The organism is Bacteroidales bacterium, from assembly GCA_016709865.1.
GTDB lineage: Bacteria > Bacteroidota > Bacteroidia > Bacteroidales > VadinHA17 > LD21.
This window is the reverse complement of sequence record JADJLX010000005.1, coordinates 241,396-265,927: the sequence shown is the minus strand read 5'-3', so window position 1 is coordinate 265,927 and position 24,532 is coordinate 241,396. Positions and strand designations below refer to the sequence as shown.

Genomic DNA, 24,532 nt, shown 5'->3' with positions numbered 1-24,532 from the left:
CTGGAATCACTATTTCATAAACTAATATCTCCAACCTATGAAGACAAATAAGATTTTTGATACACGTCACTCTGCAATTATCAGGGCATCACTTATTTTATTGTTTCTGCTGTATTCCTCCAATCTGATGTCGCAGACGCAGTTGAATTTTTCAGGTAAATGGATGTACGATAAGACTAAAAGTACACCCGGCACAAATAGTTCAGAGTACCCGGGCACAATCTCACGGGAGATAACTCAAACTGCAACAGAAATAACGTATCGTGATATCTATATTGCAACAGGAAGTAATCCATTTACAGGTTCTGACATTGTACTAAAACTGGATGGCAAGGAAGAAATTGATAAGAGTGATCCGGATGTTACCATTACAAAATCTTTAAAATGGTCACAGGATAAAAAGAGTTTTACTACAACTTTTAAAACTAACTACACAATGGATGGAGTAAAAAAAGAGATTTTAATAACTGAAACGTATTCACTTTCCGCCGACGGGAAAACATTAACAATTTATGAATTCCATAAGGCTGAGTTGGGAGAAACCAGAACAACAAATATTTACAATAAGAAATAATATAATTAAGAAAATTATGTTTGATTACAGCCCCTCTATCGCATCCTAGTTCAGTGGTATGGGGAAAAAATCGATATATAAGCCTGAGATTTAATGAATTCCCAAATTGCCTCAGGACTTTTACCCAGATCTTGAATTATATAATCTCTGGTTCAGTGTACTTTGGTCCCTTCCAGATTAATTGTCTGCAGCATTTTTCTTTGTAATAGTCCGTTGTTGGATCCCAGGGATTTAACCGCAGTGTGTCCTGTTTGGTTGAAATTGCCTTGGGAGAGGCTGAACTGGCGTAAGCATGATATTCAAAATAGTATTCATTCTGCCATTTATAGCGAACCCATGCAGCATATGCAGTTCTCCCTTTAGGATCTTCCTTGATCGACTTTTCTGCCTGACTGATTTGAGTTTTAAGCCAGCCGGGAACTTCTTTATTCGGGACGAGATAATCTTTCTCGCAGGAAAAGAGGAAAAGTGAAAATGTAATTAAGAGAGCTATTTTTTTCATAATCACCGGAATAGTGTTAGTAATTTCACAGCAAAAATCGAGCCAGCCAGTTGATCATGTAGCCATTTAGAACTGATTTCTAAGCTTTTCGACATGATGAAGGCATCCCTCACTATCAGGGTTAGCTTTTGCCCCTATTTTTTGTCATAATGAAAACGACATGCAAATATCAGGATATCTGAATCGTCAACCTGATAAACTAATCTGTGCTCCAGGTCAATTCGTCTTGACCAGAAGTCGGCGAGGTCGAATTTTAATGGTTCAGGTTTTCCAATGCCTTCATAAGGAGCTCTTTGAATGTCCTTAATCAACGCATTAATTTTCCTGAGGGTCTTTTTGTCTTCGGTTTGCCAATAGAGGTAGTCTTCCCAGGCATTTTTTGAAAAAACAATTTTCATCATTCCTCAATCAGGTTATGTTTAACCTTTTTGCCTGTTTTCATTTGCTCTATTGATTCAAAAAGTCTTTTCGCGTTTTTCTTTGAACTTAATAAATGCAGAGTCTCCATGATGGAATTATATTCATCCAGGGAGATCAGAACAGTCCCTTTACCTGAACCTCTCTTAATTATCAAAGTCTCATTGTTGTCTTCGACTTTGTCAAGAAAATTTTTAAGTCCGGCTCTGAATTCTGTATAATTTGCTGCTATCATTGTTGTAAATTTATGTACCTGATTAAGTACAAATATAAGTACTTTAATTATGATTTAAAAAATTTATTGAAATATCTCACATAAACATTATTGTCGGGATTAGTCTCCTGGTTATAGTTTTAATAATCTATCTAAGATATACTCAAATTGATACCTGGCCATTTTTGATTTGCCTGTTATTATGTCTTTTTCAATAGGTATACCGCCTTTTATTTCAAAAACATTGCCGTTTCTGTCTAAAAATATATTTTTTGGGATACTGCCATCTTTCAGGATGCTTTTCTTAAAGTCATATCCGTCAACCAGATGATAGAAGTGAAAAGGTTTCTGTTTTAATAGATTAAGTACTTCACTTTTTGAGTTTTCCGAAATTGAAATGAAGTTAACTTTATTGCCATATTTATCAATCAGTTTATCTAACTCAGGAAATTCAAGAATACAGGGAGCACACTGAATTGACCAGAAATTAATAAGTGATGGTTTTCCGATCAGTTGAGAGGAACTGAAGTCCTTATCATTTATGTCTTTAAGGGTAAACTTGGGCAGCTTTTTGTCAAGAAGCATAAATACAGGATCCTGTTTATAGATAATCTTAACTTTATTATTATCAACCTGTTTAGTGCCTTTTGTCATTACAACAGTAAAGAAATTTATAATTGAATCAGGTTTATGTTGTTTGTGGTAGATTGTTGGTGTTACGATATATCCTGCCGGAAGCGTTTTAAGCATTTTGTCGAGATATGTATCAAATCTTTTCTGATTATAAATTGAATCATTATAAAGCTTATAGTAATTTGATTGAGAAAAACAATCAGAAACTATCAAAAATAATGTGATAACGAATATATTTTTCATGTGCTATTGAATTGTTGAATTCTGAGTTATTTCATATACCTAAAATGACTAGTCCATTGCCTCTATGTAATTTAAATTATGGTGCATCAAGCGAATAAAAATTATCCAGAGTGCCAGTCTCGCAATCAAAGAAAAAACTAATCCATGCATCTTCGATTAAAACTTTATTATTCCGCATAAAAGAGAAATGTACGGAAAAATATATCCTCTCTTTTTTATTTTGGGTCACAAAATTTCTTTTACTAAATGACTTAGGAAAAATATCTTTAAACTCGCTTTCGGTCATTCCTACCTTGATTATTTTTCCATTATCCAGCAACAATGAGTACTTATCACTTGTAATTCTAAAATTAGTTGTTCCTGGTCTGTCTGAGATGTTTAGCACTAATCCATCAGTATATTTTATTTCACTGCCAGGCTCATCCGTTAATACATCAACATATTTTGTGATTATGCAGTTTGATCCATATTGTTGCTGAATTGTTTTTACACTTTTTAGTTCAGTAACTTTGATTTTCGCAGTGGTGTCTAAATCAGTCCCGGTTTTAATTATACAAAACTTTGATCGATCAATATGATCACCCTCATATTGGGCGATTGAGTTAATTGTCAGGGAAATGAATAGCAGAATCAGAGTTGGTTTTCTCATGATGTAATATACTAAAAATAATAAAATGTCTGCCAGAATTAGTATTCTGGATTCTTGAAGACTCTCTGCATTTTCAGCTTTGTTTGTAGAATTTTCATAGGCCAAAATCAATTATTACAGGTACATGATCGCTGTAAGCAATCCAATCCTTATAGTTACCTATTTCCACATTTTGCACCTTATCTGACAGAGCTGCTGATGCAAAACAATAATCAATATGATATGGTTTTTCGAAATTACGCTGAAGATAAAAAGTTGAGTGTTCTTCTTTCCCTTGTTCTATATTGAAATATCGATGATAAATGCTGTGTATGTCACTATCTGTTAATTTATTAACAACATCAGAATGATCCCCTATCCTCTTTTTGTAATCCCAGATTTTGTTACTATTGAAATCACCTACCAAAATTGTGGTACCAGCTAACAGATCAGTATAGTAATTTATTGCCAGCCAAACCTGACCAATATATCTCGCATCGTAGTTTTCCTTGCTACTCATTGCCCATATAGCAAACAATGTAAATGAATGTCCGTTTCCGGTTATCCGGAAGGGAAGAACATATCTGAACTTTGGATTGAATTCGGGTAATAACTCAAATTTGTATTCATTAAAAGAATGAATACAAATTCCTTTATGCCGGCTATCTCCATACCAGTATTGCGAGTCGGGCTTTTTTATTGTCGGATTGTATACATATTTATCTGGATGTTCGCATTCCTGAACAACCAGTATATCAGGATTATATGCCAGAATAAGATCAGCTTTTTTCCTGAAGGCTCCCTGACAGTTCCAGGTTATGAGTCTCATTTGTGAGGAAGATTTGAATAGAATTCAAAATCAAAATAATGCCGTTTATTTAATTCCCAGATTTCTCCAACAAATCCTTTTTCACATTTATCAACCGGGATAGCTTTACTGCCATTTAATTCTTTCAGAGTACCAAAATAAATTGAGAATGATTTATTGTCGAATTGTATTGCTATCCAGCATGCAGAAGCATTGTATTTATTCTCAGCAATAATGGCCTTTTCATAAACATGTGATCCGAGATTGTATCTTGAGTTTAGTTTACCATTTTTCTGATATTTGTTTCTGGCTTTAACGCTTATAACATATTTAAAACCATCCCTTTCACACTCAATATCAGCAAAAGGTTCGTTCATTGAATTGTCGTTGAGATTCCTGATCCTGTCGAATTTCTTAGCTACCAATGCTTTTAAAGCAAAGAGTTCTCCCAATTCTCCAAGGGACTTTTTTCTTGCCGCTTCCTTTTTGTTTTTGATGGCCACTGGATAAATGGTTGTAAGCTGATTTATACAAACTTATTCATTATTAGCAGATATGTCCAGGTTAAAAGCAAAAAGCGTGACAAGCCAATAGTTATACCGTCTGTGTTTAGTGCTGTACTTTTATTTAAGAATTTGTCTCGGAATAGAATTTCCTTGAATTTCGGATCGCTTTACTTGTTTGAATTTTGACTAATTTTTTTGCCTCTGAAATGTGTTTTAAGAATGGGAATTTCCCTATTTTTTCAAGGTAAATATTTTCAATTTCTTGTAAATAATCCATGAATATTAGAATCCTTTCTTGACGATGTTCCATTCTTTCGACGATAGATTGAGTCTGTTCAATTATTTGAGAAAGCACATCTAGTTGTTCCCAGATAGAATCGTTATGAATGTTTGTATCGTGCATAACTGTTTCTATGTAGGTGAAATTTTTTGATAAAACGCTTGCATAATATCCACCACATAGGGTTATATAAAGAGTTTTGTCAGGGGTTATTTCATCACCTTCTTTTGACCTAACGAGCTCATTTTTTACCATTGATTGAATAATCTGAAGGATTCTATTGTCCGACACCCCTACTTTTGTGAAAATATTTATGATATCAATCGTATGCGTTTCGATTGATTTTTTATCTTGAGCATTGTAATAGAGTAGCTTAAGTATATATAATCTAAGCAATTGCTGATTGTATGAATTGTAATAGGATTCATAAACATTGTAACATTCAGATCGACTTTCTTTATAATACTTCCATTGAGCTAGCATTGACCCTTTAAATACTTCATGATGCGGAAATTTAAACTTTGCATCTTCATTAATGTAGTTTTTTATTGCTTTATCAGCTTGGATGTGACCAGATGTTAAAAAATTCCTCGTTAGAAGTATACCTCGCCTTGGATTTCTATCACTTATTGATTCAAGAAATTTACCATTTATATCATTCAATAAACTTGATTTAACTATATCAAAGAAAATGCTTAAATCAGGTACATTCAGTTTCATTCCAGAATTAAGAGGAATTATAGCTGATTTATTTTTTAAGATTTCTTTTGAATAGTTCAATCTTTTTGAAAGCACATCCTTGAATGGTGGTGGATCGAGCCACAACTTCTTAAGTTCATAAGCGTTAAAAATTGAATCTGTTCTGTGCTTAATGTATGTAGTATCCCTTATAGATACAATTATATTAGATCTAATTTTCTTTGAAAGAGCAACACCTTCAGAAAAAACTATTGTTTCAAGTTCAGAGTTTTCATATAGATCTATATTGTCTAAAAGAATAATACATAGATTTTTACTAGCGATATATCTAAGTATTTTATCTACATATGGTTCAGTTTTTTCAAAGTCTGATGTAATAAGTTCACTAACCTTTTCTTTGAATTTATCTTTGTTTGATATATAGATATTCGCAAATGGGCCACGAGCTAGTGCTTTAATTTCTTCATCATAAGCAGGTTCGATAACACTTTTATAGTCTGTAGGATTATCTGGGTGTTCCATAAGTAGATAATCTTTGAGCTTCTTATACATAAATTCCCGTGGGTTCCCAGATATTCCCATTTCTTCAAAATCAATATAAATCCAGTGACATTTGGAATCCTTGAGAACTTTAGAAGCTTTGACTAGTTCAAAATGTTTTAGGTATGTTGATTTTCCGGAGCCAACTGTCCCAATAATTAGTGTAACCGGTGGTGTAATACTTGGAGATGAAGCCTTAACAAATTCACCTAATTCATCCGTTTCTTTGTCTTTTTTAATCCTTCGAGCCGGGGATACCAATTCTGGCTTTGCGTCTTGAATATAGATTTGTAATTGTGAATCAAATTTTGTTCGAGCTTCAGTTGAGACGAAGCATTTTTCTAGTTTCTCAGGATCTGAAAACAATGTTTCCGAATATAGGGCATTATCAAGGGCAGGAGAAATAAAATCCGCTATATTATTTCTGTCAATTCGTGAATCTTTATCTCTAAGTACATTATTTATTTTTCTCTCTTGAGCAAACGGAGTCTCTGTAGTGATCTCTAATAAACTATTATTTTCAACATTTTGACAGCAAAAAATATTAAATAACTCTTCTGCATCTTCTACTTTTTCCAATGGGAAGAGAATTGTAGCGTAAATATCCTCTTTTTTGTAGAATCCCATAATTGGATAGAATACCCAACATGATCCATTTGTAGCAACAACAATATGCCCTGTTGATTTAATGGCATAATTTTCAGCTTGTTGGAGTGCTTTAGAAATCTCACCAGATCCCAAAATTTCTCCAGTAAGTTTTAGCTTTTTCTTTCTTGTGGGACTAGGGAATGATATCCCTATTTTTTTTGCTTCTATAATGATTTTAAAATCACTTGATTCCAATGTGTAGTCAACATAACCAGTATTTTCAAGATGTTCTTCGACTTTAATTTGTCCATATTTCCATTGAAGTACCTCTCGAATAATTCTATCTATAATATCAAATCTAGTTTGTGCTTCAGATTCTTTAGATAAATCTTTATTGAATGCACTTTTCTTAATGTCTTCGAATGTTTCGGAGATTTCTCCCCAATCTTTGAATGTTGTCATTTATTTAATATTTAAATGATTCTATTTTGTAATAGGAAGAATTTGTGATGTATAACAAGCTAGCTAGCTTTTATATGTAATACCTCCTCCCTCACCCCCTAGGCACCCTAACCCTAAACTCACTCCCCCGCCCCTGCTCCGATGCAAACCAGATTGAGCCGCCAAGCAGTTCGATATAGGCTTTTGAGATGGCAAGGCCGAGGCCGATACCCGGATAGCTTCTGGCCGGACCGCTCTCGGCCTGGTAGAAGCGCTTGAATACATGCGGCTTGTGTTCTTCAGCTATGCCAATGCCGGTGTCGCCAACATAGAACTCAACGGAGTCGTCGTGCAGAATATATCCGAACCAAACACTGCCCATCTTTGTGAATTTCAGTGCGTTGCTCACAAGACTCGAGATAACCTGCTCTAGCTTCTGCTCGTCGGTTTTGATTGTCAGGTAGGGCGACTTCATATCGGGCTCAAAACGGAACTGCAGATCCTTCTCCCTGGCCTGCTTGCCGAAACGGATAAAGATCTCCTGCAGCATAATATAGATATTCACTTCACCGAGCCTCACCTTCACTCCGTTCGAATCGAGATGCGAGATCTCGAATATATTGTTCATCATGTCGAGCAGGTTGTCGGCACTGTTGTTAATGATATCCAGATACTCCCTTCTCCCGTAATTATCCTGATCAGGTTCGCAGATAAGACTCGAGAAACCGATTATTGCATTCAGCGGTGTACGAACTTCATGCGAGAGGTTATGCAGAAAGGCTGTCTTCAGAAGGTCGCTCTCAACAGCCTTCTCTTTGGCCTGGGCAAGGCTGGCCAGAGTCATTTTGGTCTCTGTAATATCGAAAAGAATCCCTACTGAGCCGATTATCCGGCCGGTTTCTTCATCCTTAAGAGGCAGTGAAGTGTCGCGGATCCATTTCTTCTCACCTGAAGGAGTTTTGATCAGGATGTCAGCCTTATACTTGTCAATCTCTCCATTTATGAACCTGCGTCGGGTAGTGGCAATGTCTGCAGTAATATTCTCATTACCAGGAACAACCTCCTCAATCATTCCGATAAAAAGCTCCTCGGTAAGGTCCCCCGACTCAATACCGAGAAGCTGCCGAAACGCCGCCCCAACATTGACATAGTATCCTTCACCCGGCTCCTGACCGAAAATAAGCTGAAAAGGAACACCATCAGCATTCTCAATTGCCTCACTCAGCTTGTCGCCGGAAGTAATAACAGAGGCTTTAGATCCCTTGAATCCCCTGCCCGGATAATCTGAAGCCTTTAAATAATCCATTTCGTTATGAAATATTTTCTTGTTCGTCAACATAAAACATCCCTTAAATAAACTACTACTTCATCAGCCTCATTCCCCTGAAACTAATAAAGCATTTAATATCAGCTCTTTACAATAAATCGCATTTTTGATTATTGTAATCTATAATGGTTAATAGGAATAGGGGTGAAATTGTTACCCTGTTTTTGCAATTATTTTTAAAATATTTTCATTTTTTTCTTTAAGAATGCTATTTTTGAGTAAGAAAAAGAGTTTGTGAAAGAGTTTACCGACAGCGAAATTATCGAATGCCTGAGAAAACGTCAGAGCTATGTTGTCAGATACCTGTCTGACAGGTATTCGCCTATGGTAAGGCTCATGGTGCGGAATACCGGCGGAAATGATGAGGATGCTGATGATATTTTCCAGGACGGGCTGATGATAATGCTCGAGAAGATCGATAACAGGAACTTCGTACTCACCTGCAAATTAAAGACATACCTATATTGCATCTGCGAACACCTCTGGAAGGATGTGCTCGACAAACGGACTGCTGCGGCAAACTATTTTTCGCGCAGGGATGATGCAGAAGGTGAGGAGGACCGTTCAGAGGAGATGGATAATCAGTTAAGGGAAGAGATCTTCAAGGAGGTGTTTGAAACACTTGAGCCCCTCTCAAAAAAAATACTTAAGATGTACTGGCAGGATCTCGGTCCGCAGGAGATAGCCGATAAACTCGGTTATACGTACAACTATGTGAGGAAGAAGAAGAGCGAGGCTCAGAGTGAGTTGTGTGAGAAGGTGAAGCAGCATCCGGGATACAGGAGGCTGATGAAGACGGAGATGGCGGCGAGGGAGGTGGTGCACTGAACTAGCGTAGAGCGTAGAGCGTAGAGCGTAGAGCGTAGAGCGTAGAGCGTAGAGCGTAGAGCGTAAAGAGTAAAGAAAGAAAAGAGATTAAATGAACGGGAAACAGAGACATATTAACGGAGACGATAAAGGACTTTTCAGGGAGATCAGCAGCTTCATGAAGGCTAAGGCCGATATTGAGGATGTTATGAATGATCCTGCTCTTTCCGGTGCCAGGGATTCTGTTAGGGAGATGATCGCTGAATACAAAAAGGGTGTAGCCGAAAAGGGTTCTTCAGTGAAGAATGAAAAATATATTAAAGAATCTCTTTCAGAAACAGGAAACAACAAGGCAAAAAAGAAGAGGTTAAAGACTATACAGACTTCAAAGACCTGGGAAACTCAGATATCAGCATCCTTACTGCCGACTGGGTAAAAGAGTGGCACAGGCAAAAACAGAGTGCAGTGGCTCCTGATCCGAAAGCTGAAGAGAGAAAAGAATTTATCACAGCGGCTCTGAAGGCAGAACCCGCTGAAGTGCCAGTGGAAGTTACAGAGACCAGGAAAAAGGGTATAAGCAGATCTCTTTTCATCAGATATATTACAATGTCGGCGGCGGCTGTCGTAGGTGCATTGATAATAATAAACACTCTTCTCCCCTCTTCTGCTGATAAGCTTTTCAGTTCCTATTATACTCCTTTTGAGGCTGTTTCCCCGGTAACTAGAAGCACCTCCGGCTCGATTGACGAAGTATACGCCTCCGCGATAATCAGCTACAAATCAGGCGATTACAAGAGTGCAAATGCAGGATTTGCTGAAGCTAACCTTAAAAATCCGGCATCGGAAGCACCTCTCTTTTATATGGGATTAACCAATATTGAACTTGGCAATATAAGTCAGGCTGTATCCGAACTGGCTGCTGTGGCTGCAGGCTCAGGCGAATATGTCAAGGATGCCCAATGGTACCTGGGAATGGCGTATCTGAAATCGGGAGATAAATTAAAAGCCTCGGAGTACCTGAGTAAGCTGGCAGAGTCGCCGGGTTACTACCGCGACCGTTCTGCGAAACTTCTGCGCCGTCTGAAATAGACGAACAAATATCCGGCAACAGGAATAACTATCACTATTGTTAATAAAATAACAACAGATTTGTTGTTTTCCTTAACTGGGGAATTATCACCCAAAACCTCATATGCTGCCCAGTAATACGGATTCTTACGTGAAGGTGTAGCTGATTCAAGATAATCAAGCTTTGCGAGTCTCAGAGATTCATTTTTCGGTTTACCCTTCGAAAGATATTTATAGAAATTGTCAATTATTTTTGAACTGGCCTCATCGTTAACCTCCCATGCTGTCTTAATTACAGAAGAGGCCCCGGCAAGAATAAAACCGCGTGCCAGACTCATCAGTCCCTCACCTGAATACAATGTTCCGGTTCCTGAATTACATGCACTAAGCACAACCATTGGCGAGTTCAGACGGCTGAGACTTATTTCGTAATTGTAGAGACGCCTGCTCTCCTCCCCTTTACCGTCGCTGCCGAAAAGAATATATGAGTAACGCGAATTGGCGGAGTCGGGCATTGCATGCGTTGCAAGGTGAAAAATAGCCGGTTCGCTCAGCGCTGAATTGAAGTTGGCTTTGGTTGCATTCTCTCCTGTGAAGAGAGTGCTGTTAAACCATTTGCCGAGCGATGAGATCTCATTCATTGCTCCTCCAAGGCTTGCCGGATCTGTCTCCGAACCGTTGGATCCCCCATAAGACGGGGAGAAAGCAATAACACCTGTTTTGCCGCCTGAATGATTCTCATCTGAAAAGATCAGGGATGAAGAGTAGCCGTAAGAAAAGGTATAATCGTTTATAAGGAACGGGAGGCCCTCAAAATCTGTTTGTCCGGGCAGTGGTTTCTTCTTAATAAAAGCATCGAAGGTAAGCCAGCCTGTCTCCTCGTCGGGAATAACAATCAGATTATCACCCGTCAGAAGATCTTCAACCGGGGCAATAAGACTGAGATACATGTAATTGAGAGCGGATGTATAATCGAGGAAGCTCTCCTTTCCACCGGCCGATATCGCGGATGTGCCTCTTAGAATAAGTGCGTTTCTGAGGAAGGAAGAGTCAAGGCTGCTCTCGCGGAAGAGCAGTTTATTACGTGAGATCAGGAAAGTATAGAGTTTACGTTTTCCATCGGTATACTTATTCGACAGAAGGTAATCGATTATAGTCTCGTCACTCTTAAGATTTTTCTGAATCTCAGCCGGAGAAACCGGAACAGTTTTTCTTATAAGTTCGGCATACTGTGGAAAAGCACTTGTGATTTCAGCAGTAACACGCTCTTTTTCGCGGTTCATTTCAAAAAGAGCATCCTTCATAAGGGCAGTCTTTGTGCCTTCGGGATCTGATTCTTTCGACTCCTCCCGGATAAGCTTGTTATATGCTGCAATATTCGCAGAGAGCCTGGTCAGGTTCTCCCGGAGTGAACCGGGAATTGCTGCAGAGTACAGCAGGTCGTTACCTGTAATCTCATTACGCAGTATGGCGGCCTTTGAACGCTGGACAACAGAATAAACCTTAAGAACAAGTGAATCATTTTTTGTAAGTGCATAAAGGTCAGCACCAACTGAAGCGGCAAAAACATAAGTCTCTTTCTCATTTCCTGCCAGGTAGATACGGCTCTCTTCAGTCATGTAGTTGTTCCTGATCGTCTCAATAAGACCTAGTGCCAGATCTATTGTTTCAAGACTTTTTCCCATTGAACTCACCTTCAGATCAGAATCATCCTGCTGCATTGCAAGCTTTGCAAGCGCCTGCGATTTAGCTTTCAGGTTATCGAGAAGCCTGATATCGAAAAGGGATGAATCAACAGAAGGATTTGAATAAATGTCGGTATTATTAAAAGCCGGAACAACGGCTATCAGGGCTTTCTGGTAATACTGCAATGCTGTTGAATAATCATTTAATCCTGAATAATGATCACCGATAAGCTTATATGCCAGTGAAACGTAGATTTGTTTTTCTCCGTAGTTTTTAAGACAGATGTCCAGGGCTCTCTCAAGTACTTTCAAAGATTCAGCATCCCTCTTAACCGAATCCAGAAATAAAGCATAATCAAAATAAACCTCCGCTAACCTGTAGTAGTCGGGACCTGATTCTTTTACAAATCCTGAAATACTTTTTTTGAAATACTCATCTGCTTTGCCAGGATTTCCGGAGTTCATGTACACCCTTGCAAGGTTAAAGAGAACAAGCTCGGTCCCGCTCAGATTATATTTCTGTTTAATCTCATTGCTCTTAAGAAGATAGTTTTCAGCTGATTTGTAGTCTTTAGTCTCATTATATAAAATACCCAGATTAAGGTAAGCAGATGCCAAACCAAGAAATTTTGTATTATCGTCATTGAAACCAAGGAATACTCTGATTCCCTTTTCATAAAACTCAATTGCTGAAGTATAGGATTGCTGATAACTTAAAATCAGGGCCTTATTAGCATAGATTACTGCAAGGTTGTACAGAAAATTATTTTTACCAACGACCAAAGACTCTGCCTGATTGTAATAATTCAGGGCATCAGCATATCTTCCAAGTAAAGTATAAGCAGCCCCGAGATTAATGTATATACCACTTAACTGATCAGTATTCAGAAGTGACTTGTATTCCAGAATTTTAAGAAGAGTTATCTCAGCATTGACCAAATCTCCGGAATCATACAAGCTGATAAAATTATTAAAGAGTGTCCCCGGATCCTCCTTTGTTTGTTTCTGAGGCTCTGAGAAACCAAGGGATAAAATGATAAAAAGAAAGAAGAAAATCTTTTTCAATACTTTTAAATAATGATCCTTTGGCTAAAAATATTACTCAGGAAAGGTAGAAAAAAAGATTGAAAAAGAACTAAATAACAATAACCACGAACTCAGTCCGTGGTTATTGGCAATTCATTGAAAATGGTTTTAACCCAAGATCACCCTTACCATCAGAATTTTGGTTTGACAATTATTGGTTCTCCGCCGGTACTCTCACCGCCTCTGACAAAACTCATTTCTTCTGTGTTGAGGATTTCAACTTCGGAAATTTCAGAAATAAAAAGATCGAGTTTTCTTTCTGCATTTTTTGATGTTTCATTTGCGTTTTTCATGGTTCTATAAATTAAAGTTAAGTACGGTTTCTATTGGTTAATAGGAATAGGGTGGAAATTGTTACCTGAAAAATTCTGAAAAACGGGCATATTTCATTAAAAAAAGCATTTTTTACCTCTCTTCCGGATCATGTTTATAAAAATAATTACAATTTTTTTTATAAGAGTTGAAACGATGAATTAATGTGGGTTAGAGAATTAGTCTGTATTGATTTTTGACCTTGAGTCAGGTAACAATTTTGCACTGATTCCGATTAACCATTGATTTTATGTATTTTTTTTTGTGTTAAGAAACCTGAACTATTGTTTGTCTTTACCTGGTAAAACAAAACTTATGATAAATATTAAGAATTTTTTCTCAAGGTTTTATGTTGATGTGAAATCCCGTTCAAATAATTTTCACCTGGTACATAAGGAAGGTTGTCCGTTTTTACCGGAAAAAGAGAACAGGATCTGCCTTGGAGTGAATACAAGTGCAGATAACGCGCTGCGTGAAGCAAAGGGCTATTTCACAAAAAGCGAGTGCTGCAGATTCTGTCTTAAAGAAGAGCCTGTTACAAAAAAGGAACTGATATTCAGCGAAATCGGATATGCCGGCAACTTTCCTGTATCATCAGTAATCAGGCCATCTCACGAAGATGTGATGCGCTGTTATGCAAGCTGACAGGCTTTTACTTTAAAACAAAACTACATGGGAGAAACATAAATGAGTTTACATTTTTACCGTCGATTTTTGCCGGGATCCACTTTTTCTGAGTCAGGCTTACAACCCTGACAGCCTCCTGTTCCAGTAGTTTATCTACAGAATTCATTGCTTTCACCCCAATAATCTGACCATTTTTAAGAAGTACGATGCCAACCATTACCCGGTCCTGTATTCGCTTTTTCCTTGACACTTCCGGGTAGTTTAAATTGCTGTATAACAGATTCATCAACGCCGTCTCACCTCCCATAAACTCCGGTGCTTCATCAAATGACATAAATACATCTTTTATAAAAGTCGTATCATTAATCCAATATTTTGTCGACAGTAACAGGTTATTGTCATACAGATTCTCAAAACCCAGATCACCAGTTACAGGATTATACGATTTCCAGATACCCGATCGCACAAGCGGAAAGAGTGTGTGGCTGAAGCCTGTCCAGGTGAAAAAGGAATTGGGGTTGGTCAGGGAAAAATCCCTTATAACATACCCGCTGTCGACCCTATGGAATGTTCTCAGATTCTCAAATTCAGAGGTAAGTATATACGATGTATCATTTTTCCATTTTATTTTTGTTTCATAAACCTTTTTCCATTTCCCGTCAATCTTATTGAAATTACTTAAGGCAAATTTTGTTTCCGAAGTCCTGACAAGTTTTTCGTACGACATAGCCTCATCTATTGACGATACCGGGTTATAACTTTTATCAAAGTAGAGGATGGTATCTTTCTGCCCGGATAAACCTGTCGGTAAAAGCATTGCAAATAATAGGAGTTTGAATTTCATTGAATCTGCATTTAAGAGACATATTTAAGGAAGACTAAATTTAAGTAAAATATGATTTTGAGAATCAAAAATTGATATAATAATACTGGTCTTTGCAGGAGATCCCTCGCTGCGCTTCGGGATAACAGGTCAACGGGTAAAATATGGTGAAGGTGAATTTCCCCTCCTTTTGAAGGAGGGGTGGTCGGGATGATTGATTATCATTTATTTACCCTATTTTATTTCCCGACCGGGGTGGTTGATTCTATGATACCTTTTTACTTTTATTGGTACGAAAACACAGAACCTCTCTAATAGGAAAAGTCTTAAGTTCTTCACATCAACACATAGGAATAAGTTCACTTCTGCTGAGGATGAGTTATGAAAATCAACCACCCCGGCCGGAACGAGCATTTGTATGATAATTAAAAAGTGGTCCGGCCACCCCTCCTTCAAAAGGAGGGGAAATATATAAGACACATTCAATACTTTACTGCTCCCTGATCTCTGCACCGAACAGCCCGCTAACCACCCCAAAACAATTTACGTTCCTTATCGGGAATGATCTTATTGTGATCGAGGAGCCAGCGGATAACCTTAATAACCTTATCTTCAGGATATTCAATGAGCTTGACAAGCTCTTCAGCATCAGGATTCTTTGTTTCCAGAAGTGTCTTTATCTCGTCGAGGATAAGGTCAAATTCATATTTGCTGAGATCAAGTTCGTTCCTTTCGCGACAGATATCACAGATCCCGCAGCGGTCTGACTCCTCTCCGAAATAATCAAGCAGCTGAACCGATCTGCATCGTGTTTCCGACTCGGCATAATCGATCATCTTATTAAGACGCACCTCATACTTCTCCTTTACATGAAGATAGTTTTCAGGCGAAATAAGCAGAGCCTTTCGCTCAAGCCGTTCTTCAGTGAAAATCACAAGAGCAGTTTTCTTACCCGGAATGTAACTTATTATATGAAAGGCTGATAGCTTTACAAGATACTGATAGATAGTGTCCCTGGTTGCAGCAGACTTCTTCGAGAGAGCCTCTTCATTTATGGCAACATACTCACTGAACATACCTGTATAGGAACGTAACAGAAGTTTGATGAATCCATCGAATGACTCATTGGCCACCTGGAATTTGTAGAGATCATCGCGGCTTACAATAAAATGGACTCTTGAAGGATTGTTTATTTCCTCGGTGAATTCCATATATCCCTCTCTCTGAAGAAACTGAAGGGAGTTGTAAGTTTCTATTACAGGCAACCTGTATTTAGATACAAACGCCGCCATATTGAAATCATAAACATTATCTTTTCCGGCACCCAGCGGTACTTCCAGAAAATTACAAACTGCCTCGTAAATATCCTTAATCTTATCAACCGGAGGAAACTTCTTCCTTGTATTATCGATAAGTCTGCTTTTGTCGGCAGGTGAGAATAAAAGTACTGCGGAGGCCGGTTTATTATCCCTCCCTGCCCTGCCGCTCTCCTGAAAATAATTCTCGAGCGAATCGGGTATATCCCAGTGAATTACAAACCGTACATCAGGCTTGTCGATTCCCATACCAAAGGCATTTGTGGCAACAATTACCCGGGTCTCGCCAAGAGTCCAGGAGGCTTGCTTTTTATCGCGGAGCTCATCTGATAATCCGGCGTGATAAAAGTCCGCACTTACTCCGTTTGCGACAAGCAGTTCAGCTACTTCCTTACATCTTTTCCGGCTCCTTACATACACAATACCGCTGCCTTTAGCCTTAAGTACCGATTTGACAATATAGATCCCCTTATCCTCCACCCGTCTTACCAGGTAAGAAATATTCTTCCGGTCGAAACTGGTACGGAGAACATTCTTTCCCCTGAAAGCCAGCTTCTTCATAATATCCTCAATTACCGGAGCTGTAGCCGAAGCGGTAAGTGCCAGAAAGGGCACTTTTTCCGATATATGATCGCGCAGTTCTGCAATCTTCAGGTAAGAGGGTCTGAAATCATAGCCCCATTGCGAAATACAGTGTGCTTCATCAATGGCAACCAGCGACAGATTGAGTCTGCTGACCTTTCCCAGGAAGATCCTTGTTGAAATCCTTTCAGGCGAGACATAAAGAAATTTATAATCGCCGTATATGGCATTCTCAAGTGCATTGTCGATCTCCTCTGCCGACATTGCAGAATGAATTGCAAGAGCTTTGATTTCGAGACTTTTAAGCCGAGCAACCTGATCCTTCATAAGCGCTATCAGAGGAGTAATGACAAGACAAATACCTTCATTCGCGAGGGCCGGTACCTGGAATGTTATTGATTTTCCTCCGCCGGTTGGCATCAGTCCGAGTGTATCCTCACCTGCATCAATTGATCTTATTATATCTTCCTGCAGCGGTTTGAAAGATGCATAACCCCAGTATTTTGTTAGAACCTGACGGTATTTATCAATATTGATTTCATTCTGCAGCATAGACAAATGTAATATTTTTCGTAATTTGCGCCAGCAAAAACTTAAATCCTAATCAGATGTCATTTTTTGAAGACAAGATATTATACGAAGGTTTAACCTTTGATGATGTTCTGCTGGTTCCCTCATATTCTGAGGTACTTCCAAGAGAGGTTGATCTCAGTTCGATGTTCACAAGGAACATCAGGATAAATACTCCGATTGTCTCGGCAGCAATGGATACAGTTACCGAAGACGAGCTTGCAATTGCAATCGCCAGGGAAGGCGGCATGGGTGTGATACACAAAAACATGTCGATAGAGAAACAGGCGGCCCAGATCAAAAGGGTAAAAAGAGCTGAGAATGTTATGATTTTTGACCCGATCACAATCAGTCTGAAAGCTACAGTAGGTGAAGCAATGGCGTTGATGAGCGAGTACAAGATCGGCGGAATACCCGTTATTGACGAAAACGGAATACTGAAAGGCATAGTAACAAACAGGGATTTAAGGTTTGAAAACAACAGGAACAGAAAAATCACAGAAGTAATGACTACCAGTCTGATAACAACAAATCATCAGACTAATCTCGAAGCGGCTGCAAGGATACTTCAGAAACACAAGATTGAAAAACTGCCCATGATTGATGAAGCCGGCAAACTTTGCGGGCTGATAACCTATAAAGACATTACAAAAACTAAGGACCGTCCCCTTTCATGCAAAGATGATAAGGGAAGGTTAAGAGTCACAGGTGCAGTAGGCATAGCTGCCGACACTCTCACCAGGGTTGAAGCTCTTATAAATGCAAGTGTCGATGCAATATCCATCGATACGGCACATGCTCATACAAAGAGTGTTATCGGCATCCTTAAGGATATTAAAAGAAGTTACCCTTCAATAGATGTTATTGCAGGAAATGTCGGAACCGGTGATGCAGCTAAAATGCTCGTAAAATCAGGCGCCGATGCCATTAAGGTTGGAATCGGTCCGGGTTCGATATGCACAACAAGAGTCGTTGCAGGAGTAGGTGTTCCGCAGCTCTCTGCAATCTATAATGTTTCAAAAGCAATTGAAGGCTCAGGGGTACCGGTTATTGCCGATGGCGGTATCAGATATTCGGGCGACATAATCAAAGCTATTGCAGCAGGAGCCGATTCAATAATGGCCGGATCGCTCTTTGCAGGTGTTGAGGAATCTCCGGGCGAGACAATAATATATAACGGACGTAAGTTCAAGGCATACAGGGGAATGGGATCGATCGAAGCTATGCAGCAGGGTTCAAAAGACAGGTATTTCCAGGACATGGAAGATGATATCCGAAAGCTTGTTCCCGAGGGTATTGCCGCAAGGGTTCCATACAAGGGTACTCTGGCTGAAGTCATCTACCAGATGACCGGAGGTCTGAGGGCAGGAATGGGATATGTGGGAGCAAAAAATATTACAATTCTCAAAAAAGAGGGAAAATTTGTAAGGATCACCAACTCGGGAATAATAGAGAGCCATCCGCACGATGTTTCAATAACCAGGGAGGCTCCTAACTACAGCAGAAAATCATTTGAGTAACAGGTATCAGATCATCCTGATGAAAATCAGATCAACATCGTTTATCTATTTGATTTTTCTGTTGCCTGCAATTACGCAGGCACAGGATCTTAATAGTAAGGTGTTACTGACGATTGGCAGCAGTAAAACAGAGGCAGGGGAATTTATAAGAATGTACAGGAAAAGCGCGGAGCCGGGAAAAACACCTGATATTGAAGGGTACCTTCAGCAGTTCATTCTGTTCAAGATGAAGGTGGCCGATGCTGTCAGTCAGGGCTATGATACAACCAAAGCATTCAAAACGGAACTGAGCGGTTACAGAAATCAGCTCGCCCAGTCGTACCTTACCGATACACAAACAAAGGAAAAACTGATCCGTCAGGCTTATCAGCGGTCGCTGACAGAAATAAATGCCTGGCATATACTTGTTGGATTACCTCCTGAACCGTCGCCGGAAGATACCTTGAAAGCATGGCAGAAAGCGTCAGATATAAAAGAGCGGATAGTAAAAGGAGAATCCTTCGAGACAGTGGCAAGGGGAACATCAGACGACCAGTCAGTTAAGGTAAACGGAGGAAACCTTGGATATTTTACAGTCTTCCAGATGATTATGCCTTTTGAGGATGCTGCTTACTCTCTGAGGAAAGGCGGCATCTCCGACCCGGTAAGGACTCCATACGGATATCACATAATTAAAGTTACTGACAAACGTCCGTCAAAGGGAAAAGTAAGAGTAGCCCATATAATGAAGGCTGCACCTCCGGGAACAGGTGAGACTGAGTTAAAAAAGGCTGAGACTGATATCAACGATATATATGTCAAGCTGCGTGGCGGCACTCCTTTCAGTGAACTCGCAAAAGAATTTTCAGATCATAAGGAGTCCGCATCAAAAGGTGGTGAACTAAACTGGTTCGGTGCCGGAGAGATAATCAGCGATTTTTCGGAAGCTGCCTTTGCTATAAAAGATACAGGTACTTATACCAAACCCGTTCACACAATTTATGGCTGGCATATAATCAAACTTCTTGAGAAAAAAACACCGGGGACATTCGAGGAGACAAGGTCGTATCTCGAGAGCAAGATTAACCAGTCGTACCTTAATTCAATAAGTAAAAAGTCGTTTATCGAGAAGCTTAAGAGAGAGTATAAATTCAAAATAAATCAGGAGTCATTCGACTGGTTTGTTCAGAATACCGATACTCTTATTATTCAGGGTCTGAAAAAATACGACCGTTCAACAATGCCTGAAGGCAATATGTATACATTTGCCAATCAACGTATTACTAATAACAATTTTGCAAATCTTATAGAAAAGAGAAGCACGATGATCGTTACAAGGGATTCTTCTGTTTTTATAAGCAAGGCTATTGAAACAAGTGCTTCCGATCAGTTATTAAAATATGAAGACTCAGTACTTGAAAAGAAATACCCTGAGTTCAGATATCTTATGAATGAATTTCACGATGGGATTCTCCTGTTTGAGATCTCCGGAAGGAAGGTATGGAACAGGATAAGCAATGATTCTACCGGTCTCCGGAAATTTTATGAGGAACATAAAAACAACTATCTTACAAAACAGGGTATTGAGGCTAAAATTTATACTCTGAAGAAACCGGATGGTGAAAAAGCTTTATTCTCAGCCTATAAGAAGTATGCCGGGAAAAGCCTGTCAGATGACCTTCTCAGAAAAAAATTCAATAAGAAGGGCGATACTTTACTTGTAATTGAGGAAGGAAAATGGACTAAAGGAACCGACAATGAGATTGATAAGTTAAAATGGAGTACCGGCAGCGAGTCATTTATCCGAGGCGGCTATCCGGCAATTATCAATATCAGAAAAGTGATCGACCCCGTGCCGCTTGGTCTTGATGATGTGATGGGTGAAATGATGACCTTATACCAGGAATACCTTGAGAGCGAATGGACGGCACAATTAAAAGAAAAATATACCGTTAAGACTGATAGTTTGGTACTTGAAGAAGTGAAGAAGAAACTGAACAATGAATAAGACATTACTCATATTTATCATTGTTGTTTTTACAGCAGGCTGCAGCGAAAACAACATTGTAAAAAGGATTCCTGTTGCCGAAGTGGGAAAGACAATTCTTTATTATGACGAGATCCCCGATCATGTCATTAATGAGCTGAACAAAACCGACAGTGCAGCCATTGTGTCTGACTACATAAACAAGTGGGCAAAACGCAGGCTGCTGCTGCAAAAGGCAGAGGAGAACCTCTCACCCGAAGTCAGGAATGAAATTTCACGTCAGCTGGAAGATACCCGGACAAACCTTGTTATTTACCAGTATCAGAGACAGATGATGCTTCAGAAAATGGACACTATCCTCTCCGAATCTGAACTCGAGAACTACTATATCAGCAATGAGAAGAGTTTCATGCTCAACTCAAATATTGTAAAGGCTCTTTTCATAAAGTTACCGGCTGAAACACCTGATCTGGGCAGAATCAGAACACTTGCACAATCGAATCAGCAGAACGACCTGCAGCAGCTCGAAAGTTTATGTTATCAGTTTGCCGAGAAGTTCGATGACTTCAACGAAGACTGGGTAACGATGGATCGTCTTTCAATTGAATTACAGCAGGATATTGAAAATGAGGAAAACTTCCTGAAAAGAAATACTTTCTTTGAAACGACTGATTCACTGTCTGTATACCTGATCTCAATCAGGGATTACAGGCTCCGTTCATCGCTTGCACCATTTGAATATGTAAAGAATGATATTAAAAGAATTATCTGGAACTCGAGAAGAATTGAATTCATTCAGTCGCTCGAGAATGGTATATATAACGAAGCATTAAAAGAAAACAGTTTTAAGATATATTAATTAATGATGAAAAATAAAATCAAATTTTATCTGGTCCTGATAACGCTTATTCTTCCGGGATATCTGAATCTTAATGGTCAGAAACTGGTCGAATCAGTAGCTGCAATAGTTGGAAATGAGGTGATCTATCTCTCCGATCTTGAGAATACTGTTGCAGATCTGCGCAGAAGCGGAAGAAGAGCACCTGTTGAAGAACTCAGATGCAATGTGTTTCAGGAGATGCTTGTATCAAAACTATTTATGGACCAGGCAAGAATCGACAGTATTGAAGTAACAGAAGATGCAGTTGAGGGAGATCTTAATATGAGGATGAATGATGCTATCAGGAGTGCCGGAAGTGAGGAGGCCCTTGTTGCCTATTTCAATAAAAGCATGATTGAGATAAGACGCGATATTAAGAAAACACTTCTTGAACAGGAAGTTGTAAGAGAAGTACAGTCTTCAATAGCTGGTGATATAACTGTCACTCCCGCAGCTCTGAAAAGATTCTATTCGGCAATACCAAAGGATAGTCTGCCTGTTATACCTGCCAAATATGAGATAAGCATTATTCAGGTCGATCCTCCTGCAAACGAAGATAATAAGGCAGAAGCACGCCAGAAGCTGCTTGACATAAGGAGCCAGATCCTGGCCGGGAAGAGTTTTAATGTACTTGCAATATTGTACTCCGAAGACGTTGAATCGGGTAAAAACGGCGGAGAGATTGGATACCTTACACGCGGAGAACTTGAGAAAGAGTACGCTGATGCGGCATTCAGTCTAACAAAGAACACAGTATCCAAAATTGTGGAAACAAAGTATGGTTTTCATATTATCCAGCTAATCGACCGCAAGGGAGAAATGTGCAATACAAGGCACATCCTTGTGAGGCCAAAGGTTAAACCCGATCAGGCTGCCATGGCTATTTCGAAACTCGACAGTCTTGCAAATCTTATCAGGAAAGACAGTATCAAATTTGAAGCTGCCGCTACAAGATACTCAACACATAAAGACAGCCGGGTAAACGGAGGCAAGCTTGTAAGCCAGAATCCTTCCGACCGTGTAACATGGTTTGCACTTGAAGAACTTGATCAGCAGATGTATGTAAAGATCCGCGACATGAAAGTAGGTGAGATATCTGATGCTTTCAGAACAGTTGATGAGAATAACAATGAGGTTTTCAGAATTGTCAGACTCGATAATATTCTGCCGGCTCATACTGCAAATCTTAAAGATGATTATCAGAATCTCTATACGGCTGCATTAATGAATGAAAGAACAAAGAAATTTGACAAGTGGGTAAAAGATAAAATTGAGGTGACTTATATTAAAATAAGTGACGAGTTTAAAACATGCAGCTTTTTGCAAAAAGGATGGATAAAATAAAATATTTCCTTCTCCTTTTTATTGTCCTGTCAGTTACTCCTTTGATTTTGTCGCAGGAGACACAGACAAAGAGAACAGGAAAGAAAAAGATAGAGCTCAAATATGCCGATGACGATTATATCATGAAAGATCCCGTAACGGGAAATGATATGCACAGGTTCATCGGTAAGGTTCATCTTGTACATAACGAAATAGTGATGTGGTGCGACAGCGCACACTACTCGCCTGATATAAACCAGGTTACAGCATACAGCAAGATCCATATTGAACAGGGCGACACACTCGATCTGTTTGGCGACTATCTTTTTTACGACGGGAAGGAAGAGACTGCTTTTGTGAAAGACAATGTTGAATTGATTGACAAGGAAACACATCTCTACACAAATGCCATACACTACGATGTGAAGCCAAGGATAGCTACTTATAGTACCGGGGGAAGGATCACAAATGCAGACAATACATTAACAAGTATCATAGGTGTATATTACGTTTCAGATAACCTCTTTCATTTTAAGGACAGTGTCAAAATCGTAAATCCCGATTACGTAATGACAGCCGATACAATGGATTACAACACTAAAAGCGAGACATCATATTTTACAGGTCCCACGAAACTTGTTGGCGACAGTCTTAATCTTTACTGCGAAAAAGGATGGTACGATACTAAAAACAAAGTTACATCCATCTGGAAAAATGCTGCTATCGATAATATGCAGCAGATTGTACATGGAGATTCTCTTTTCTATAATGACAGCACAGGTTATGGCGAGGGATTCGGGAATGTCGTAATAGAGGATACCACCAATAATCTTATAATCAAGGGAAATTATGCCTGGTATGTCAAGCAGCCTGAGCAATTTCTTGTAACCGACATGGCAGAGTTTATCCAGGTATCAAGCAATGATTCACTCTTCCTTCATGCCGATACAATAAGTGCTGTTACAATAGCTGATACCTCATCAGCTGGCTTCAGGCTTATGAAAGCTTTTCATGGTGTCAGGGTGTTCAGCGATGGGATACAGGCAAAATGCGATTCACTCTCCTACTCTTTCCGCGATTCTGTGATAAGGTTATACATAAAACCGGTATTATGGTCAGAAGAGAATCAGCTTACTTCCGACTCTATGGCTGTTTTTACCAAAAACAGGCAGACCGACAGACTTGAATTATATGAAGCTGCATTTATATCGAGCCAGGTTGACACATCGAGGTACAACCAGATAAAGGGAAGGTCGTTAACAGGGTTCTTTAAGAATAATGAATTGTATAAAATTGAAATAAAGGGCAACGGCGAATCATTGTATTATCTTCTTGACGGTGAAGCTATTGCAGGCGTGAACCAGTCAAAGTGCGCCAATATTGAGGCTCTTGTGGAAGGCGGGAAGATCTCGGAGATCACCGATTTTGGAAGCCCTGAAGGATTCATTGATCCGCCCGACCTGCTGATAAAAACCCAGATCAGGCTCGATGGTTTTTCATGGTTCGATCATATAAGACCCAAAAAGAGGGAAGATATATTTAAGAAATAAAAAAGAGGCTGATCTCA

At 39.2% G+C, this 24,532-nt stretch carries 23 protein-coding genes; 10 read left to right on the top strand and 13 right to left on the bottom strand.

The window, feature by feature from the left end:
- The first annotated feature begins 37 nt into the window (after nt 1-37).
- Complete coding sequence (locus IPJ16_09785) at nt 38-574, top strand: hypothetical protein (GenBank protein MBK7627465.1); 537 nt, start codon at nt 38-40, stop codon at nt 572-574.
- Between the two features lie 136 nt (nt 575-710).
- Here IPJ16_09785 and IPJ16_09780 read toward each other — a convergent pair whose 3' ends face one another.
- The 9 genes from IPJ16_09780 to IPJ16_09740 form a co-directional block, all read right to left on the bottom strand.
- Nucleotides 711-1,076 (bottom strand): hypothetical protein, encoded by a 366-nt coding sequence (locus IPJ16_09780; GenBank protein MBK7627464.1) that lies wholly within the window; start codon nt 1,074-1,076, stop codon nt 711-713.
- Between the two features lie 134 nt (nt 1,077-1,210).
- Entirely contained in the window at nt 1,211-1,474 is a 264-nt protein-coding gene (locus IPJ16_09775) for a Txe/YoeB family addiction module toxin (GenBank protein MBK7627463.1), read from the bottom strand.
- Nucleotides 1,474-1,728 carry a type II toxin-antitoxin system prevent-host-death family antitoxin gene (locus tag IPJ16_09770; GenBank protein MBK7627462.1) on the bottom strand — a complete coding sequence of 85 codons (255 nt, stop codon included), beginning with the start codon at nt 1,726-1,728 and terminating at the stop codon, nt 1,474-1,476. The genes IPJ16_09775 and IPJ16_09770 overlap by 1 nt, the downstream gene beginning before the upstream one ends.
- A 111-nt stretch (nt 1,729-1,839) precedes the next feature.
- Nucleotides 1,840-2,583 (bottom strand): TlpA family protein disulfide reductase, encoded by a 744-nt coding sequence (locus IPJ16_09765; protein MBK7627461.1) that lies wholly within the window; start codon nt 2,581-2,583, stop codon nt 1,840-1,842.
- Nucleotides 2,584-2,659: 76 nt separating this feature from the next.
- Nucleotides 2,660-3,337 carry a hypothetical protein gene (locus IPJ16_09760; protein MBK7627460.1) on the bottom strand — a complete coding sequence of 226 codons (678 nt, stop codon included), beginning with the start codon at nt 3,335-3,337 and terminating at the stop codon, nt 2,660-2,662.
- Nucleotides 3,327-4,040, bottom strand: coding sequence for an endonuclease/exonuclease/phosphatase family protein (locus IPJ16_09755; protein MBK7627459.1), 714 nt, complete (start codon nt 4,038-4,040; stop codon nt 3,327-3,329). Before IPJ16_09755 ends, IPJ16_09760 begins: the two co-directional genes overlap by 11 nt.
- The gene (locus IPJ16_09750; GenBank protein ID MBK7627458.1) at nt 4,037-4,522 is read right to left on the bottom strand and encodes a hypothetical protein; all 486 of its coding nucleotides are present in this window, start codon (nt 4,520-4,522) and stop codon (nt 4,037-4,039) included. Before IPJ16_09750 ends, IPJ16_09755 begins: the two co-directional genes overlap by 4 nt.
- Nucleotides 4,523-4,646: 124 nt before the next feature.
- Nucleotides 4,647-7,094, bottom strand: a complete 2,448-nt coding sequence (locus IPJ16_09745; GenBank protein ID MBK7627457.1) for a hypothetical protein — start codon at nt 7,092-7,094, stop codon at nt 4,647-4,649.
- A 91-nt stretch (nt 7,095-7,185) separates the two neighbouring features.
- Complete coding sequence (locus tag IPJ16_09740; GenBank protein ID MBK7627456.1) at nt 7,186-8,379, bottom strand: hypothetical protein; 1,194 nt, start codon at nt 8,377-8,379, stop codon at nt 7,186-7,188.
- Nucleotides 8,380-8,634: 255 nt separating this feature from the next.
- Here IPJ16_09740 and IPJ16_09735 point away from each other — a divergent pair, with 255 nt between their 5' ends.
- The 3 genes from IPJ16_09735 (at nt 8,635) to IPJ16_09725 (ending at nt 10,296) form a co-directional block, all read left to right on the top strand.
- A complete protein-coding gene (locus IPJ16_09735) occupies nt 8,635-9,228 on the top strand; it encodes a sigma-70 family RNA polymerase sigma factor (protein ID MBK7627455.1) in 594 nt (197 codons plus the stop codon).
- 91 nt (nt 9,229-9,319) lie between these two features.
- The gene (locus tag IPJ16_09730) at nt 9,320-9,643 is read left to right on the top strand and encodes a hypothetical protein (protein ID MBK7627454.1); all 324 of its coding nucleotides are present in this window, start codon (nt 9,320-9,322) and stop codon (nt 9,641-9,643) included.
- Nucleotides 9,644-9,672: 29 nt separating this feature from the next.
- On the top strand, nt 9,673-10,296 hold the full coding sequence (locus IPJ16_09725) for a hypothetical protein (protein MBK7627453.1): 624 nt from the start codon (nt 9,673-9,675) through the stop codon (nt 10,294-10,296).
- Here the strand turns inward: IPJ16_09725 and IPJ16_09720 are convergent.
- On the bottom strand, nt 10,254-13,025 hold the full coding sequence (locus IPJ16_09720; protein MBK7627452.1) for a CHAT domain-containing protein: 2,772 nt from the start codon (nt 13,023-13,025) through the stop codon (nt 10,254-10,256). The genes IPJ16_09725 and IPJ16_09720 overlap by 43 nt on opposite strands.
- Nucleotides 13,026-13,177: 152 nt before the next feature.
- Nucleotides 13,178-13,339: a hypothetical protein gene (locus tag IPJ16_09715; protein MBK7627451.1), complete on the bottom strand. Its 162-nt coding sequence runs from the start codon at nt 13,337-13,339 to the stop codon at nt 13,178-13,180.
- A 334-nt stretch (nt 13,340-13,673) separates the two neighbouring features.
- Between IPJ16_09715 and IPJ16_09710 the strand changes: the two genes are divergently transcribed.
- On the top strand, nt 13,674-14,003 hold the full coding sequence (locus tag IPJ16_09710) for a hypothetical protein (GenBank protein ID MBK7627450.1): 330 nt from the start codon (nt 13,674-13,676) through the stop codon (nt 14,001-14,003).
- Nucleotides 14,004-14,010: 7 nt separating this feature from the next.
- Here IPJ16_09710 and IPJ16_09705 read toward each other — a convergent pair whose 3' ends face one another.
- Together IPJ16_09705 and IPJ16_09700 are read right to left on the bottom strand one after the other, a co-directional pair.
- Nucleotides 14,011-14,829 carry an energy transducer TonB gene (locus IPJ16_09705; GenBank protein ID MBK7627449.1) on the bottom strand — a complete coding sequence of 273 codons (819 nt, stop codon included), beginning with the start codon at nt 14,827-14,829 and terminating at the stop codon, nt 14,011-14,013.
- 503 nt (nt 14,830-15,332) lie between these two features.
- Nucleotides 15,333-17,237: a RecQ family ATP-dependent DNA helicase gene (locus IPJ16_09700; protein ID MBK7627448.1), complete on the bottom strand. Its 1,905-nt coding sequence runs from the start codon at nt 17,235-17,237 to the stop codon at nt 15,333-15,335.
- A gap of 77 nt (nt 17,238-17,314) precedes the next feature.
- On the opposite strand from IPJ16_09700, the gene guaB reads away from it, so the two are divergent.
- Genes guaB through IPJ16_09675 form a run of 5 tightly spaced genes read left to right on the top strand, consistent with a single transcriptional unit; the run spans nt 17,315 to nt 24,515 of the window.
- Complete coding sequence (gene guaB, locus IPJ16_09695; GenBank protein MBK7627447.1) at nt 17,315-18,796, top strand: IMP dehydrogenase; 1,482 nt, start codon at nt 17,315-17,317, stop codon at nt 18,794-18,796.
- A 19-nt stretch (nt 18,797-18,815) separates the two neighbouring features.
- Complete coding sequence (locus IPJ16_09690) at nt 18,816-20,783, top strand: peptidylprolyl isomerase (protein ID MBK7627446.1); 1,968 nt, start codon at nt 18,816-18,818, stop codon at nt 20,781-20,783.
- A complete protein-coding gene (locus tag IPJ16_09685) occupies nt 20,776-21,621 on the top strand; it encodes a hypothetical protein (protein ID MBK7627445.1) in 846 nt (281 codons plus the stop codon). The genes IPJ16_09690 and IPJ16_09685 overlap by 8 nt, the downstream gene beginning before the upstream one ends.
- A 3-nt stretch (nt 21,622-21,624) precedes the next feature.
- The gene (locus tag IPJ16_09680; protein ID MBK7627444.1) at nt 21,625-22,986 is read left to right on the top strand and encodes a peptidylprolyl isomerase; all 1,362 of its coding nucleotides are present in this window, start codon (nt 21,625-21,627) and stop codon (nt 22,984-22,986) included.
- A complete protein-coding gene (locus IPJ16_09675; GenBank protein MBK7627443.1) occupies nt 22,974-24,515 on the top strand; it encodes an organic solvent tolerance protein OstA in 1,542 nt (513 codons plus the stop codon). Before IPJ16_09680 ends, IPJ16_09675 begins: the two co-directional genes overlap by 13 nt.
- The last annotated feature ends 17 nt before the right edge of the window (nt 24,516-24,532 follow it).